At 31.9% G+C, this 14,817-nt stretch carries 14 protein-coding genes and 1 pseudogene; all 15 read left to right on the top strand.

All coding sequences use genetic code 11. From position 1 onward, the window contains the following. Nucleotides 1-17: 17 nt before the first annotated feature. The 15 genes and pseudogenes from IE051_RS01680 (at nucleotide 18) to IE051_RS01610 (ending at nucleotide 14,816) form a co-directional block, all read left to right on the top strand. Nucleotides 18-1,289 (top strand): mandelate racemase/muconate lactonizing enzyme family protein, encoded by a 1,272-nt coding sequence (locus IE051_RS01680; RefSeq protein WP_189358851.1) that lies wholly within the window; start codon nucleotides 18-20, stop codon nucleotides 1,287-1,289. A 69-nt stretch (nucleotides 1,290-1,358) separates the two neighbouring features. Then, nucleotides 1,359-2,897, top strand: coding sequence for an aldehyde dehydrogenase (NADP(+)) (locus tag IE051_RS01675; RefSeq protein ID WP_189358849.1), 1,539 nt, complete (start codon nucleotides 1,359-1,361; stop codon nucleotides 2,895-2,897). Between the two features lie 487 nt (nucleotides 2,898-3,384). Further along, the gene (locus IE051_RS01670) at nucleotides 3,385-4,476 is read left to right on the top strand and encodes a sensor histidine kinase (protein WP_189358847.1); all 1,092 of its coding nucleotides are present in this window, start codon (nucleotides 3,385-3,387) and stop codon (nucleotides 4,474-4,476) included. After that, a complete protein-coding gene (locus IE051_RS01665) occupies nucleotides 4,463-5,185 on the top strand; it encodes a LytR/AlgR family response regulator transcription factor (RefSeq protein WP_189358845.1) in 723 nt (240 codons plus the stop codon). The genes IE051_RS01670 and IE051_RS01665 overlap by 14 nt, the downstream gene beginning before the upstream one ends. Before the next feature lie 121 nt (nucleotides 5,186-5,306). Beyond that, nucleotides 5,307-5,918, top strand: coding sequence for a hypothetical protein (locus IE051_RS01660; protein WP_189358843.1), 612 nt, complete (start codon nucleotides 5,307-5,309; stop codon nucleotides 5,916-5,918). A gap of 13 nt (nucleotides 5,919-5,931) precedes the next feature. Further along, a complete protein-coding gene (locus tag IE051_RS01655) occupies nucleotides 5,932-7,740 on the top strand; it encodes a CocE/NonD family hydrolase (RefSeq protein WP_229796695.1) in 1,809 nt (602 codons plus the stop codon). An 81-nt stretch (nucleotides 7,741-7,821) separates the two neighbouring features. After that, nucleotides 7,822-8,052, top strand: a pseudogene (locus IE051_RS18745) (LytTR family transcriptional regulator DNA-binding domain-containing protein); the annotation flags it as partial. A gap of 139 nt (nucleotides 8,053-8,191) precedes the next feature. Continuing rightward, nucleotides 8,192-8,683, top strand: coding sequence for an RNA polymerase sigma factor (locus tag IE051_RS01645; RefSeq protein ID WP_189358837.1), 492 nt, complete (start codon nucleotides 8,192-8,194; stop codon nucleotides 8,681-8,683). Then, entirely contained in the window at nucleotides 8,667-9,323 is a 657-nt protein-coding gene (locus IE051_RS01640; RefSeq protein ID WP_189358835.1) for a hypothetical protein, read from the top strand. Before IE051_RS01645 ends, IE051_RS01640 begins: the two co-directional genes overlap by 17 nt. Before the next feature lie 112 nt (nucleotides 9,324-9,435). After that, the gene (locus IE051_RS01635; RefSeq protein ID WP_189358834.1) at nucleotides 9,436-9,888 is read left to right on the top strand and encodes a hypothetical protein; all 453 of its coding nucleotides are present in this window, start codon (nucleotides 9,436-9,438) and stop codon (nucleotides 9,886-9,888) included. A gap of 90 nt (nucleotides 9,889-9,978) precedes the next feature. After that, the gene (locus IE051_RS01630) at nucleotides 9,979-11,079 is read left to right on the top strand and encodes a serine hydrolase domain-containing protein (protein ID WP_189358832.1); all 1,101 of its coding nucleotides are present in this window, start codon (nucleotides 9,979-9,981) and stop codon (nucleotides 11,077-11,079) included. A gap of 90 nt (nucleotides 11,080-11,169) precedes the next feature. Beyond that, nucleotides 11,170-11,862: a DUF4386 domain-containing protein gene (locus IE051_RS01625; RefSeq protein ID WP_189358830.1), complete on the top strand. Its 693-nt coding sequence runs from the start codon at nucleotides 11,170-11,172 to the stop codon at nucleotides 11,860-11,862. Nucleotides 11,863-11,985: 123 nt separating this feature from the next. After that, nucleotides 11,986-13,380: an alpha/beta hydrolase family protein gene (locus tag IE051_RS01620; RefSeq protein WP_189358828.1), complete on the top strand. Its 1,395-nt coding sequence runs from the start codon at nucleotides 11,986-11,988 to the stop codon at nucleotides 13,378-13,380. A gap of 66 nt (nucleotides 13,381-13,446) precedes the next feature. Beyond that, nucleotides 13,447-13,842: a hypothetical protein gene (locus tag IE051_RS01615; protein WP_189358826.1), complete on the top strand. Its 396-nt coding sequence runs from the start codon at nucleotides 13,447-13,449 to the stop codon at nucleotides 13,840-13,842. A gap of 92 nt (nucleotides 13,843-13,934) precedes the next feature. Continuing rightward, a complete protein-coding gene (locus IE051_RS01610; RefSeq protein ID WP_189358824.1) occupies nucleotides 13,935-14,816 on the top strand; it encodes an alpha/beta fold hydrolase in 882 nt (293 codons plus the stop codon). Nucleotide 14,817 lies beyond the last annotated feature (1 nt).

The raw sequence follows: 14,817 nt of genomic DNA, 5'->3' as shown, positions 1-14,817 counted from the left end.
AATTAAATATCAAAATAATGAGACAAGAAAAGCAATCACGCCGTACCTTTTTTAAATCGTTCACAGGGCTATCGGCTGCGGTCATGTTTTTTCCGTTTCAAACCTTAATGGCTTCTGAACGCGGTAAAGTCAAAATAACCGATATCAAGACGATGGTTATTAAAGGGAAGAGTAGTGCTTACATGAAAAAAGCGAGGAACTACATCCTTGTAAAGGTAGAAACCGATTCAGGGCATTTTGGAATTGCCGAAGCGTATGGCTCTCCGGGTTTAGGTGTTAAAGAAGCCATTCATGGATTGAAGGCTATTTTTATTGGTAAAGATCCTTTAGAGATAGACCGCCTTTATACGGGATACCGTTATACTGATGGAAGTGCCCATGCACAGCAACGGGCCATGAGTGGCATTGAAATGGCGCTTTGGGATTTAGCCGGCAAAATCTTAGATGTCCCTTCCCATACCTTATTAGGTGGAAAATTTAGAGACCGCGTGCGCATGTATGACCATCATACGCCGGTAGACTACAATGATAAAATAGCTTGTAAAGATTGGGCCGATGAAGTCATGGAACGTCCAAATGGAATGACCATGCATAAGTTTGGAGTCCCTCGATCTAATGCTAGTAATGATGTGGGTTACGATCCTTCAAACCGCTTATTGTCTAGCAAAGAGCTTAGAGATTTAATTGAAGGTTATGAAAATGCACGTGATGCTCTGGGATGGGAGCATGATATTTTAATAGGTTGTCACTGGGATTTTGACGTACGAACGGGCATTGATTTTGCTAAAGGCCTAGAGCCTATAAAACCAGTATTTCTTGAAGACCCGCTAACCATTCCATATTCTGAAGCTTGGAAACGCCTTACGACATCATCACCAGTGCCTATCTGTACAGGTGAAAATTGGATGCGAAGGTCAGAGGCCATGCCATTCATTGAAAATTCAGCCCTAGATATAATTCATCCGGACCTTAGAAACTCCGGTGGTTTCTTGGAAAACAAACGCATGGCTGATATGGCCGATCTGCACGCTATACCTACAGCCAACCATAACTCTGGAAGTATTGTGAATACTATGGCAACAATCAACTGGGCGTCCTCAATTAGAGATTACCTGGCCTGTGAGACCTTTTTCTTGGATGGCGGATGGATGGATGACCTGATAATTCATGACGGGCCTATATGTAAAAATGGTTTTGTAGAGGTACCAAATGGACCAGGTTTGGGAATAAAGCTTAATAAAGAAGCGGTGAAAGAAAACTTAGAAGATGGTGAAGTATGGTGGGATTAATGAAAATAGATAGACCAGCTACACGCTAATAAATAAAATAAATACAGAAGAAATTAAATAAACACACAGATGAGTACAAATACAACATTTCAAGCCACTAATCCATCAACAAACGAACTTTTGGATGGTGAATTTATAAACGCAACAGCAGCAGGTGTTGATGAAGCCGTAAGAAAAGCATCCATTGCATTTAATAGCTATCGAAAAAAAGATAAGGAGAGTATCGCAAATTTTTTAGATCAAATTGCTGATGAAATATTAAATCTCGGTGATGCACTATTAGAACGTTGTCATTTAGAAACGGGTCTCCCTTTAGGCAGATTACAAGGCGAACGCGGAAGAACGATGAATCAGTTGAAATTGTTTGCCACTGTAGTCAGAGAAGGGTCTTGGGTAGATGCCAGAATAGATACGGCACTTCCAGAACGAAATCCTATGCCAAGAGCAGATATACGCCATATGCTAATACCACTTGGTCCAGTAGCTGTATTTGGTGCTAGTAATTTTCCGTTGGCATTTTCAACAGCTGGAGGCGATACGGCGTCGGCATTAGCCGCCGGTTGTCCCGTTGTGGTTAAAGGGCACCCAGCACACCCAGGTACTGCAGATATGATAGATAAAGCAATTCAGAAAGCTATAAAAGCATGTGATATGCCGGAAGGTACATTTACGCTAATTCATGGCAATTCGATAGCTGTAGGGGAGGCTTTAGTTAAACACCCAGATATTAAAGCGGTAGGCTTTACAGGGTCACATGCCGGAGGAATAGCGTTATTTAAACTTGCCAATAACCGTCCTGAACCCATTCCTGTATTTTCTGAAATGGGAAGTACCAATCCTGTTTTTATTCTGCCAAGAGCTTTGAAACAAAAAGGTGAAGAAATTGCTGGTGGTATGGCAGATTCTGTCGCCTTAGGTGTTGGTCAGTTTTGTACTAATCCGGGCTTGGTATTTGCTCAAAAATCAGATGCATTAGAATCCTATAAAACAGCAATTAAAAACAAAGTAAGTGAATTTCCTGCCGGTATCATGTTGACCCCTGGTATAAAACAATCCTATGATGCAGGGGTTTCCAGAACTTTAGAAATTAATGAGGTTGATGATTTTGCTGCTGGCTTAAACCCAGAATCTCCTAATAGTGGGACTTCAAGAATATTCAAAACATCTATTGAGAATTTCTTAAGGAATGCGTCTTTGGCAGAAGAAAATTTTGGACCATCGAGTGTTTTGGTAGAAGCGACTAACAAAGCCGATTTATTAGAAGCAGCACAAAGTTTGAAAGGGCATCTTACCGCTTCGGTATTTGGAACAGACGAAGACTTCGAGGAACATAAAGACTTGATTGATGTTTTAGAATTAAAAGTTGGACGCGTAGTGGTTAACGGGTATCCTACAGGTGTTGAAGTCTGTCACGCCATGGTTCATGGAGGGCCTTATCCAGCAACTACGGCACCGCAATCTACTTCTGTAGGCACCAATGCCATTAAACGATTTGTACGACCGATATGCTTTCAGAGTTATCCAAAAGTATTGTTACCAGAAGAATTAAAAGACGATAACCCGCTAAACATTTGGAGGCTGGTTAATGGCGAATTCACTAAAGCATAAAAGGACTGGTAAAATTTCCGTTTTATGAATCTGCGCGTTAATGAGCTGCAGAACCAATTTATTTTATAGAACAATCTAGCGTTTGCCAGCGGTTATGAAAATGAATCGCTGAGAATCGCTCAGATTGTTTTTTTATAGTATTTTCAACTAGGGCTTTGGTAACGTCATAACAATAGTGGGGCTAATAATTCTTTTAGTTTTTGAGCGGGTTTTAGCGGGGGCTAAGTTGTTACTACAAATTTCTTGAATGAATTTATTCTAAAAGTTTCTTCTGTAATGTTAATGACATCGAGTATGCGAGATGCATGAACTCCTCTAAAACAATATTAGCCTTGTGAATAAACACTTTTTATTCGACGACGTAGGAGGGAAGCGTAATGTGTGTGGAATGGAATATAATTTTTATAAATAACATTTAAACCTCATATCTTACGTTCCTGTATTTTTCCTTTCACTATTTAAAAGTATTTCGTTGCTTTGCTTAAGAATGGATATCAACAATAAAATAAATAATAATAAAACAAGGTTATCTCTATATTGGAAATGTCAATTATTTGGATGGAGTATTGTTTCAGTTTATTGGGCTTATACAGTATATACAAGAGATAATTACGGGATTTTTTATACGTTGTTAAATTATGTATTAGACATTTCTATAGGAATATTTTTAACACATATGTACAGACTATTTGCTTTGAAAGCAAAATGGAGTAGTTTACCTATAAAAAATTTACTAATCCGTTTAGTACCTACTATTATTTTATTAGCTGTTTTATATGTATTAATAAACAATTTAAAATGGTATGCGTACTGGACTTTTATTGCAGGCGAGGGTAAAAATTTCCTTGAAGCCATAATTTACTGGGATCCAATTTTACTAACAGGACTTCGACTAATGTCTATTTGGATATTGGCGTATCATTTGTATCATTACTATCAAAAAGAAGTTGTTACGGCTAAAGAAAACGCTCAATTATCGTTAATAGCTAAACAAGCCCAATTAGATAATTTATCGGCTCAATTAAATCCACATTTCTTATTCAACTCCTTAAACTCTATTAAATCATTGGTAATCGAAAATCCTAACGTTGCAAGAAGAGCAATTGATTTATTATCAGATTTATTGCGTTCATCATTGTATGAAAAAGACAAAGGTTTAATATCTATTAAAAATGAACTTGCTTTAGTTTATGATTATATTGAATTAGAAAAAATGCGTTTTGAAGAACGACTTCAACTAAAAACCAATATTGATGACGAAGTAATTAATTATAAAATTCCTACGCTAAGTATTCAGTTGCTAGTAGAAAATGCAATTAAACATGGAATCGACTTAAAAGTTGGAGGTGGCGTTGTTTTCTTGAAAGTTAAAAAGAAGAATAGCGACCTTCATATTATAGTTGAAAATCCTGGAGTAATTAATCAACATAATAGTGTTGGTTTAGGTCTGAAAAACCTAAAAAACCGCATGGAAATTCAATATAAAGGTCACGCTAGTTTTAGTTTAACAGCGAAAGAAAATGAACTTGTCTGTGCAGAAATAATAATTCCAATGCATATAGACCATGAAAAAATATAAAACCATAATCATTGATGACGAACGTTTAGCGAGAGAAGAAGTAAAACGTGCATTAGAAAAACATCAAGAGTTTGAAATTATTGGTGAAGCAAGTCATGTAGATGCGGCTATACCTTTAATTGAAAAATTACAACCAGATATTTTATTTTTGGATATTCACATGCCTGGTAAATCTGGATTTGATTTATTAGAAGAATTAACAAATGTACCAGATGTCGTTTTTACAACGGCTTATGACCAATATGCTGTAAAAGCTTTTGAGATGAATGCGTTGGATTATTTAGTAAAACCGCTGCGAGATGAACGTTTTTCTAAAACCATTGAAAAGGTAAAGGTAGAATTATCTAAAAGAGTAAAATTAGAGCCTACAAACATACCAATGCATCAAAAGATATTTATAAAAGATGGTGAAAAATGTCATTTTATTCCGCTAACAGATATTCATTTTATTGAATCTTTAGAAAACTATGCACGTCTTTATTTTGGCTCGAATAAAGCGATGATAAAGCGTTCTTTAAATTTACTAGCAGAGAAATTAGATCCTAAAGTCTTTTTCCGTGTTAATCGAAGTCAAATGATTAATATAGATTACATTAAAGAGATTCATCCATACTTCAATAATAAATTACAAATTATATTAACTACTGGAGAAAAAGTTGAAGTATCTAGCAGGCAATCGGTAAAATTTAAAAACTGGAATAGTTTATAAAAAAAAATAATCCTTCAATTTTCTAACGTTCATTTACATTTATTAACGCTCCTGTACTTTTTGTTTTTTGATACAGTTAACTGCCTTTAATTTGTATCATAAATCATTAAAAACTAATATTATGAAAATTATTACAGTTCTAAATTATATTGTCAAATTACTATTGTTTGTGGCAATATTTTTTTTGGGCTCTTGCAAAAGTAATCCAGAAACAACCGCTACTAAACAACCCGTATTATCTGATTACACAATTGGAGAGAAATGGGTATGGAAATATAAAGGTGTTACTGATGAAGGTGAAGTAAGGTCGGATGGAACCGATACTCGGAAAATAGTTGATTTTAATGGCGCCTTGGGAATGACCATAGACAAAGATACCGTTTTGGTGTCTGAAATTGTAAAGCCAGAAAAAAGTTATACACCAAAATATAAATGGCCTTTAGAAGTCGGTAAAAAGTGGAAATATGAAAAAGACTGGACCAGTCAAGATGGTACTACAGGAAATCAAAGTCAGGATGTAGAAGTGCTTTCCTTTAAAAAAGAAATAGTAGGAGCAGGGACATTTATGGCCTACACCATTGAGTACAAAGGAACCGTTTCAAATTCAAGAGGCTATAGTGCTAAAACAGATGAAGTTTGGTTATATGCTCCAGAAATTAAGAATTTTATAAAAATGACTCAAGTTCAAGATGGTTTTTCTTATACCGAAGAATTAATTGAATATTCAAAATAAAGCAACCATTAAAATGAAATTCATACAAATATTAAAGGTCACATTTTTACTACTGTTAGTAGCATTAGTTTCTTGTAATTCTATAAAAGAGGAACAGCAAGAACCAAGAGAAGTGAGTAGAAAAGGCAAAGAGTATTTTGTGCAAGATTCTATTCTAATTTCAACTAGAGATGGTGCTAAAATATCTGCAATAATAGTTAGAAGTAAAGCTGAAAAAGAACCACAACCAGCAATATTATTTCATACAATATATACTCGTAAAGATGATATCAATAGAGCTTATGAGGCAGCAGATAAAGGATATGTAGGAGTTGTATCTTATACAAGAGGTAAAAACTTAAGTCCAAATAAAATAACTCCTTATGTTCATGAAGGTAATGATGTGTACGATGTTATAGATTGGATTACTGAGCAGGAGTGGAGCAATGATGAAGTTGGTATGTATGGAGGTAGTTACGTTGGTTTTGTTCAGTGGGCTTCTATGAAAGAAAAAGTGCATCCAGCGTTAAAAACTATAGTACCATCTGTTGCAGCAGCTCCAGGTATTGCTGAACCTATGGAAAATGGTGTTTGTTTTAACTTTCATTATCCTTGGTGGCATTACGTTACCAATAACAAAACACTTGATACAGTTTCTTATTATAATGGAAAACGTTGGAATGATTTGTATTTCGATTGGTATAAAAAAGGAGTGGCTTATAAAAATTTGGATAGTTTAGATGGTACACCAAATCTAGAATTCAATCAAAAATTAGAGCATCCAACATTTGATGCTTATTGGAAAAAAATGACACTGTTTAAACAGGATTTTTCTAAAATTAATATTCCTATCTTAAGTACTACAGGTTATTATGATGGTGGACAGTTTGGAACTATGCACTATTTAAAATCTCATTATCAGTACAATACAAATGCAGAGCATTATCTTTTGATTGGGCCTTATTCACATTTTGGAGCGCAAGAACTTCCAGAAAAGAATATTTTGGGTTATACCATAGACCCTATAGCACAGATAAATATTAAAAATTTAATTTTTGATTGGTTCGACTATATTTTTAAAAATGCCAAAAAGCCTTTTTTGTTAAAGGATAAAATCAATTATCAAGTGATGGGTGCAAATACTTGGAAGCATGTATCATCGCTAGATAAAATTGCTACTGATACATTAAAGGTATATTTGAGTAAACAACGTTCTGGTGTGGCGTTTAAATCGACCTATAATACAGGAAATATGGGAGTAAACGAACACTTTAGTTTATCTAATATTTCTAATGAAACAAGTTATATAGAACAAGAGATTGATTTTTCTGATCGAAGTCAATTTTCTTGGAATTTAAGTGGAGATCGAAACATTATATCAGAAACTTTAACTGTTGGCCAAGGATTTTCATTTGTCACAGAACCCTTCGATGAAGATTTAGAACTTAGTGGTTCTGTAAGTGGAGTTTTAAATGTGTCCATCAATAAAAAAGATTTTGATTTTAACGTTTTACTATACGAACAAACGGCTGACGGATCTTTTTTTAGCTTGACACTACCATTTACAACAAGAGCAAGTATGTCTAAGGATATAGAAAACAGAAACTTATTGACTCCAAATAAAAAGACCTCAATTCCCATTCATAATTTTAGAATGACTAGTAAAAAAATTAAAAAGGGAAGTAGAATAGTTGTTCTATTAAATGGTATCAAACATCCTTTTTCACAATTAAACTACGGTACAGGAAAAGATGTGAGTGAAGAAAGCATTAATGATGCTGAAGAGCCTTTAAAAATTAAATGGTATACTGATAGCTATATTCATTTTCCGGTTAATATGTAAAATAGAATCTCGATTTTTAACTTGGCCTCATAAAATTTTGGTCAAAACAATAGGTGAAATGAGCGTACATATTTTAGGCTATACAGAAACTATGTAAAAATTAATATGATGGATAGGTTGATTGTTTCACATCAAACATTAACATCTTTTACGCATAACTTACCAGAAAATCAATTTATAAGGGTTCACAAATCCTTTATTGTTTCCATAGATAAAATTGAACTGATTGAAGGTAATAGAATACATATAAGCAATCACAAAATACCAATTGGTAAAATGTATAAGCTTAATGTAAATCGATTATTAAAATAAAATGATTTAGATTGATTTTGAAATGAATCATGCAATAACAAGACATGCTTAATATCTTTAAAAAGAGATTCTTTTTACAATTTTACATTGGTGTGTAATAATTTTTCATTTCTGCCACTAACTAATATAAACAACACTATTGAGTAGCGATTTTTATAAAACATCTATTTTACCCTTTGCAGGAATAATCATTAAATTATGTCGAGCCTATACCAACTCGCAAGAAGATTTTGAAGATTATTACCAAGAAGTGTGTTTACAAATTTGGAGAAGTAAAGACAATTTTCGTGAGGAATCGCAATGGAGTACTTGGGTGTACAGAATTTCTTTAAACGTTTGTTTAACCTTACTCAAGAAAAAGAAAAATAATGTACAACATTTTGTATCTGATTCTATAACTGCTGATGAAACTGAAGACAACTACGCGTTTTCAGACGAATCTTTAAATTTATTATATGATGCTATTCGAAAACTATCAGAAATTGATAGAGCCATAATTATGCTGTATTTAGAAGAAAAATCGCAAAAGGAAATTGCTGAAATTATTGGTACAAACCCTAATAATATTGGTGTACGAGTTAAAAGAATTAAAATGAGATTAAAAAAAATATTAGATGGAAAGATCAATTGAAAATATCTGGAAAGAAGGTTTTCTTAAGAGTGATGCATTAATTGCACCAAAAATAAACAACCTATACAGCCAAAAATCAATTCATATCATTGATAAATTTAAAAGGATGTTTAAAATAAATTTGATAGCAATTGTTGCATTCTCATTTGCTTTTTTAATAGTCTCTTTCATTGTAGGTATTCCAATAACAGGTATCATATTTTTTGTTACACTTTCTGTACTTGTTATTATAAATAAGAAGTTATTAAATGATTTAAACAAAATAGATTTGGGTGTAAGTAGTTCTCAATACCTAAAAACATTTAATCAATGGATACAAAAACAGATAGCAATCAATAAGAAAATTTCAAAATTTTTATACCCAATAATTTTTATATCAATGGTTTTAGGATTTTGGTTTAAAGATGCAGAAGGTATGCCTTTAGGAGAGAGACTTGTAGGTGAAATTCTTGTTGGTTTTCCAGACACCTATCTCATTTTTGGTGTTCCAGTAATAGGAATCGTTATAGCATTAGCAATAATTGGTTTATTAGTACTTTTTGGAGGTAGAATTTATAAATGGGATTTAAACATTGTTTATGGAAGGGTATTCAAAAAACTAGAAGAATTAATGACTGATATTGAAAGTTTAAGAAGTTAAATACTTCTTTAAACCCTATAATTACTTGCTTTTTTCATTATTTTTAAAAAAAATAAGTTTCACATGTAATAAATTTTGTTTTCTGCCACTAACCAAGAAAACACTAATTATTATGACATTACAAGAAGCACATAACTTTTTTAAAAGTATAAAAACTGAAACAACTAAAACATCAGAAATTAAAGTTTACGATAAATTTCTTCATATTTTAAATGAATTGAAAAATAGAGAATTTACAACTGATGAAATTCAATCTATAGAAGTAGAACTGAAAAGTTTACAATTTGAATCCAATCCTGAAAATAGAAAAAGATTTTTCAAAAAGGCACTCACTAAATTTGAAAACTATTTAAAAGATACATTTTCCTTAATTTCTAAAGGACATTACACAAACTTAAGTGTAAGTCTAGGAATATTATTTGGAGTCGTTTTTGGAGTTCTTATAGGTCAGCGTTTTGAAAAATCTTTAGGGCTTTCCTTAGGAATTTGTTTAGGAATGTTCATAGGTGCATATATAGGTCGTAATAAAGATGCTAAAGCCAAAGCTGCTGGAAACATCCTATAATTATCATCAAAAGAAAACACTAATAATCACATTAATTTATTATAAACATAAATGTCGAATAATTTTCGGCAAGTAAAAAAACAACTCAAAATGAAAATAAAATTTTTAGTATTCTATCTTTTTATCACAACTATTAGCTTAGGGCAAATGCACCCAAAAATCAACGCCCTAATTGAAGCAGAAATTAATGCAAGTAAAGTGCCAGCATTAGCTGTTGCGGTTATCGACTCTGGAAAAGTTGTACATATTAGTGCCAATGGGCTAAGAGATATAATTTTAAAAAAGAAGGCTACTATAAATACACCTTTTCACATTGCATCTGTTTCTAAAACAGTAACCAATATGGCGGTGTTTAAATTGGTAGAATCTGGGAAGATTGAATTAAAAACAGATATTAATAATTATTTACCTTTTAAAGTAAAAAACCCATTTTTTCCTAACGAAAAAATAACTGTAGAACTTTTACTTAAACATAGAAGCGGAATTAAAGATGATATAAAGTTTTATGGACCTCACTGGAGCAACCCTAAAGGCGACCCAAAGATTAGTTTAGCGTATTTAAAAGATTATTTGGTTTCTGGAGGAAATCTTTATAAAGAAAGTAACTATGATAATAAACCAAATCATAAATTGAATTTTAAATATTCTAACACAGGCATTGCATTACTGGGTTATATAGTTGAACAAGTATCTGGAATGAGTTATGAGGATTTTTGCCAAAAAAACATTTTCAAACCAATGAAAATGAATAATACAAGCTGGTTTTTAAAGAATTTAGATTCTAGTTTAGTTGCCAAAACCTATGTTAAAAATAAAACTAAAGAATTTATATTTAAAGGTCATAACGGATACCCAGATTATCCTGGAGGACAATTAAGAACATCTATTACAGACTACACTACTTTAATTGCAGGGTTTTTAAATGCTGATGATAATAACTTTATTTTAAAGAACGAAACAAAAAAAATGATAATACCTTCAGTTAGCACACCCCATTTAGGTTATTATACTTGGTTTATAAAAGCAATAAACAACAATCTATATTACGAACACGGAGGAGGCGATACAGGTGTAAGAACGATTTCTATTATAGAGCCAGATAAAAAAAGGGCCATCATCATTTTTGCAAACCATCCTTATGCTTTTGATGAATTATATAAATCTATAGAAAAAGAAATGTGGGAAGAATAAATCTCTAAACAACAATTCAAAAACAATAAAAAGGTAGTTCAATATAAACAGTTAGCCAAATCAAAATGCAATTATTAAAATCAGAACAATATGAATAAAAGTATCTCACTTTCAAAAGCAGCTACAATAGCAGGAATTGGACTGTTAATTATGACTTTAACGGTTCCATTCGCTGAATTTAAAATAATCCCAGATTTAGTAAAACCCAATAATGCATTAGAAACTGCAGCTAACATCACTAATAATTCATTCTTATTTAATATCGCCATTTTTCTAATCTTTATCACAATAGTAGCAGATATTGTTGTAGCCTGGGCACTTTATATATTTTTAAAACCGGTAAATAAAAGCTTATCATTACTCACAGCTTGGTTTCGATTATTATACACAGGAGTTTATTTATTCGCCGTAACTAATTTGATAAAGGTATTTACCCTAACAAAAGGGACTTCTTACTTTCTTTCGAATTCTCAGGAGCAAATTTCAGAGTTCATGCTTTTTTATATTAAATCTTACAAATACGAATGGTTTTTTGGTTTGGTATTATTTGGCATTTATCTAATTCTTCTTGGCCTTTTGGTATTAAAAGCTGCATATATTCCAAAAATAATGGGCTGGTTATTAGTCATTGCAGGTATAGGCTATGTTGTTGGCCATTTAAAAGTGTTTTTGTATCCCGATATCAATACAAGCTTTAGTATGTTTACTGCATTGGGTGAATTAATATTTATGCTTTGGCTTCTCATAAAAGGTTCAAGGGTAAAAGAATTTCAAATAAGTTAATAACAACACTGCAACAAGCGGAAACATCCTAAAATTAACTTTAAAGAAAACACAAAAAGTCACATTATTTATTTTAAAATTCAAATGCCGAATAATTTTCGGCAAGTAAAAAAACAATCAAAAATGAAAACAAGATTAACATTAATCATCGTATTTATAGTATCAATAGTAAGTGCATATTCACAGAATATCTCGGGAGATTGGAACGGAGAAACCAAAAGAGGAGAGAAACTAATCACCTTTGTTTTTAAAATAGAACAAGAAGACTCTAAATATTCAACCACTATGAGTGTGCCTACATTTAGAGTTTCTGGTATAAAACCTTCAACAACAACTTTTATAGACGGAAAGTTAATAATTGATGGCTCTAATGTTGGAATGCGCTATGAAGGCGTTTATAATAGAGATACGCAACAATTTGAAGGCACTTATAAAGAAGGAGGAGTAGAATTGGTGTTAATTTTAAAACGAGGAACTATAAAAATTGCAAATTCCAGACGACCTCAAGAACCAGTAAAACCTTATACATACTATGAAGAAGAAGTGGTTTTTAAAAATACAGAAGCCAAAATAGCATTAGCAGGTACTTTAACATTACCAAGTAAAAACGGAAAGTTTCCAGTGGTAATTTTAATTAGTGGAAGTGGACCACAAGATAGAGATGAAAGTTTTATGGGACACAAACCTTTTTTAGTATTGGCTGACCATTTAACAAAACAAGGCATTGGCGTTTTGCGTTTTGATGATCGTGGTCACGGAGCATCTACAGGCGATTTTGGAAACGCAACAACAGAAGATTTTTCTAAAGATGTTTTGAGTGCCATCGCTTATTTAAAAACTAGAAACGATGTAGACGTTAAGCAGATTGGCTTGATTGGTCATAGTGAAGGTGGCATTATTGCGCCTCTAGTAGCAAACAACTCAAAAGATGTTGCTTTTATGGTGTTGCTGGCTTCTACAGGAATATCTGGTACAGAATTGTCTGTTATGCAATCTAAAACATTAAGACAATTCCCTGTTAAAGATGAAGCAGCTTATGAGAAAAACACAAGAAAAGCGATTGCAATTGTAACTTCTAATAATAGCGAATCCGAAATTAAAGAAGAATTAACAAACCATTACAATGCTTTTTTAAGACCAATCTTAACGTCTTTAAATGTGCCAAAAGAGAAAATCAATGCATTTATAGATGGTCAACTAAAAACAAGTTTAAAACCTTGGTCTCGCTATTTTTTACAATACAATCCTGCTAATGAAATCGAAAAATTACAAATCCCAGTATTGTCATTAAATGGAAGTAAAGACACGCAGGTAAATGCTAAGTTAAATCAAGAAGGTATAAGAAATGCATTAATTAAAGGCGAAAACAAAGATTATAAAATAGTAGAACTAGAAAATTTAAATCACTTTTTTCAAGAGTGTGAAACAGGAAAGATGGATGAATATAGAAAAATTGAACAAACCTTTTCTCCAACTGCTTTAAAAGAAATTTCTAATTGGATTTTAAAAAGGATTTAAATAGAATAAATACAAACTTGTAATATTTTGTATTACATCTCATCATAAATTTATTAAACATATATAATGAAAACAAAAAAAATAATCACAGTATTGCTAGTTTTACTATTATTAACAAATTGTGAAAAAGATAAAGATATTATTGATAATTCTAATGTATTGATTAACACAACTTGGATTGGTGTTGAAACTTTTAAATGCACGAAACCAGAAGGATGTATTGAACAACTGATTTTCAAATTTAATACAGAAAATGAATTCACTTATCAACATATTGATGGGCATCATGGCACTTATGATACTATTATAAACGGAACGTATACATATTCTCATCCTGTATTAATTCTTAAAACACAAGAAGGAACTCTTAATGCAATGGTTAATGAAAATGAAAATTACATTTGTCTAGATTCTGGAGTTAATTGTCAAGAAACTAGCGCTGAATTTTTAGTAAAACAATAACGAAGTTTTCATTGTAAAAATATATCATTGTTGAGTAATATTTTTTCAATTAGACCACTAACTAATAAAAACAACATAAATTTTGTTGAACAATGAATTTGTCATCAAATACACAAAAATGGTTAGACACCAGTTTGTATCCTTTCGAAAATAAATATATTCAATTAGATGCAGGAAAAATGCATTATATAGATGAAGGAAAAGGAGATGTTATACTATTTATTCACGGCACTCCTGCTTGGTCATTTCTTTATAGAGAATATGTTTCCTCATTGTCTGAGCAATACAGATGCATAGCAATTGACCATATTGGATTTGGATTATCTGAAAAGCCTGATGATTTTGATGGAAGGCCAGAGTCTCATTCAAATAATTTGAACAGTTTTATTGAAGAACTTAATCTTACAGCTATAACACTTGTTGTTCATGACTTTGGAGGCCCAATAGGTTTAGGAACCGCAATTCAAAATAATAATAAAATAAAAAAAATTATTCTTTTTAATAGTTGGTTATGGGAAACAAAGAACAATTTTAAGTCTCAAAAAATAGATAAAATAGTCAATAGTAAAATCGGAAGTTTTTTGTACTTAAAAATGAATTTTTCCCCAAAGTTCCTTTTTAAAAAAGGAATTTATGACAAGAAAAAAATGTCAAAAAAAGTTCATAAACAATACATATACCCTTTCCCAGATAAAGCTTCTAGACAATCATTGCTAAATATCGGTAAATCCTTAGTTGGATCTTCTAATTGGTATCAATTACAGTGGAATCTTTTAGATAAATTGGAATCAAAACCTTGGTTAATACTTTGGGGTACAAAAGATGAATTCATTACAACAGAGTACTTACAAAAATGGAAAGAAAGATTACCTAATGCAGTAATAAAAGAATTTAATTGTGGTCATTTTTTACAAGAAGAAAAAGCAAAAGAAACAATTACTGAAATTAAGGAATTTATGAAAAAGGATTCTTAAA

Origin of the sequence: Algibacter mikhailovii, assembly GCF_014651495.1 — a bacterium.
In the GTDB taxonomy this organism is placed as follows: domain Bacteria; phylum Bacteroidota; class Bacteroidia; order Flavobacteriales; family Flavobacteriaceae; genus Algibacter_E; species Algibacter_E mikhailovii.
Note: the sequence above shows the minus strand (reverse complement) of the source record. Positions and strands in the feature narration are given on the sequence as shown.

Bases quoted from the DNA above. Each gene is read 5' to 3' on its own strand.
- IE051_RS01665 (WP_189358845.1), top strand. From the start codon at position 4,463: ATGAAAAAATATAAAACCATAATCATTGATGACGAACGTTTAGCGAGA.
- IE051_RS01620 (WP_189358828.1), top strand. From the start codon at position 11,986: ATGAAAACAAGATTAACATTAATCATCGTATTTATAGTATCAATAGTA.
- IE051_RS01610 (WP_189358824.1), top strand. From the start codon at position 13,935: ATGAATTTGTCATCAAATACACAAAAATGGTTAGACACCAGTTTGTAT.
- IE051_RS01675 (WP_189358849.1), top strand. From the start codon at position 1,359: ATGAGTACAAATACAACATTTCAAGCCACTAATCCATCAACAAACGAA.
- IE051_RS01655 (WP_229796695.1), top strand. From the start codon at position 5,932: ATGAAATTCATACAAATATTAAAGGTCACATTTTTACTACTGTTAGTA.
- IE051_RS01615 (WP_189358826.1), top strand. From the start codon at position 13,447: ATGAAAACAAAAAAAATAATCACAGTATTGCTAGTTTTACTATTATTA.
- IE051_RS01670 (WP_189358847.1), top strand. From the start codon at position 3,385: ATGGATATCAACAATAAAATAAATAATAATAAAACAAGGTTATCTCTA.
- IE051_RS01660 (WP_189358843.1), top strand. From the start codon at position 5,307: ATGAAAATTATTACAGTTCTAAATTATATTGTCAAATTACTATTGTTT.
- IE051_RS01635 (WP_189358834.1), top strand. From the start codon at position 9,436: ATGACATTACAAGAAGCACATAACTTTTTTAAAAGTATAAAAACTGAA.
- IE051_RS01640 (WP_189358835.1), top strand. From the start codon at position 8,667: ATGGAAAGATCAATTGAAAATATCTGGAAAGAAGGTTTTCTTAAGAGT.
- IE051_RS01630 (WP_189358832.1), top strand. From the start codon at position 9,979: ATGAAAATAAAATTTTTAGTATTCTATCTTTTTATCACAACTATTAGC.
- IE051_RS01625 (WP_189358830.1), top strand. From the start codon at position 11,170: ATGAATAAAAGTATCTCACTTTCAAAAGCAGCTACAATAGCAGGAATT.
- IE051_RS01680 (WP_189358851.1), top strand. From the start codon at position 18: ATGAGACAAGAAAAGCAATCACGCCGTACCTTTTTTAAATCGTTCACA.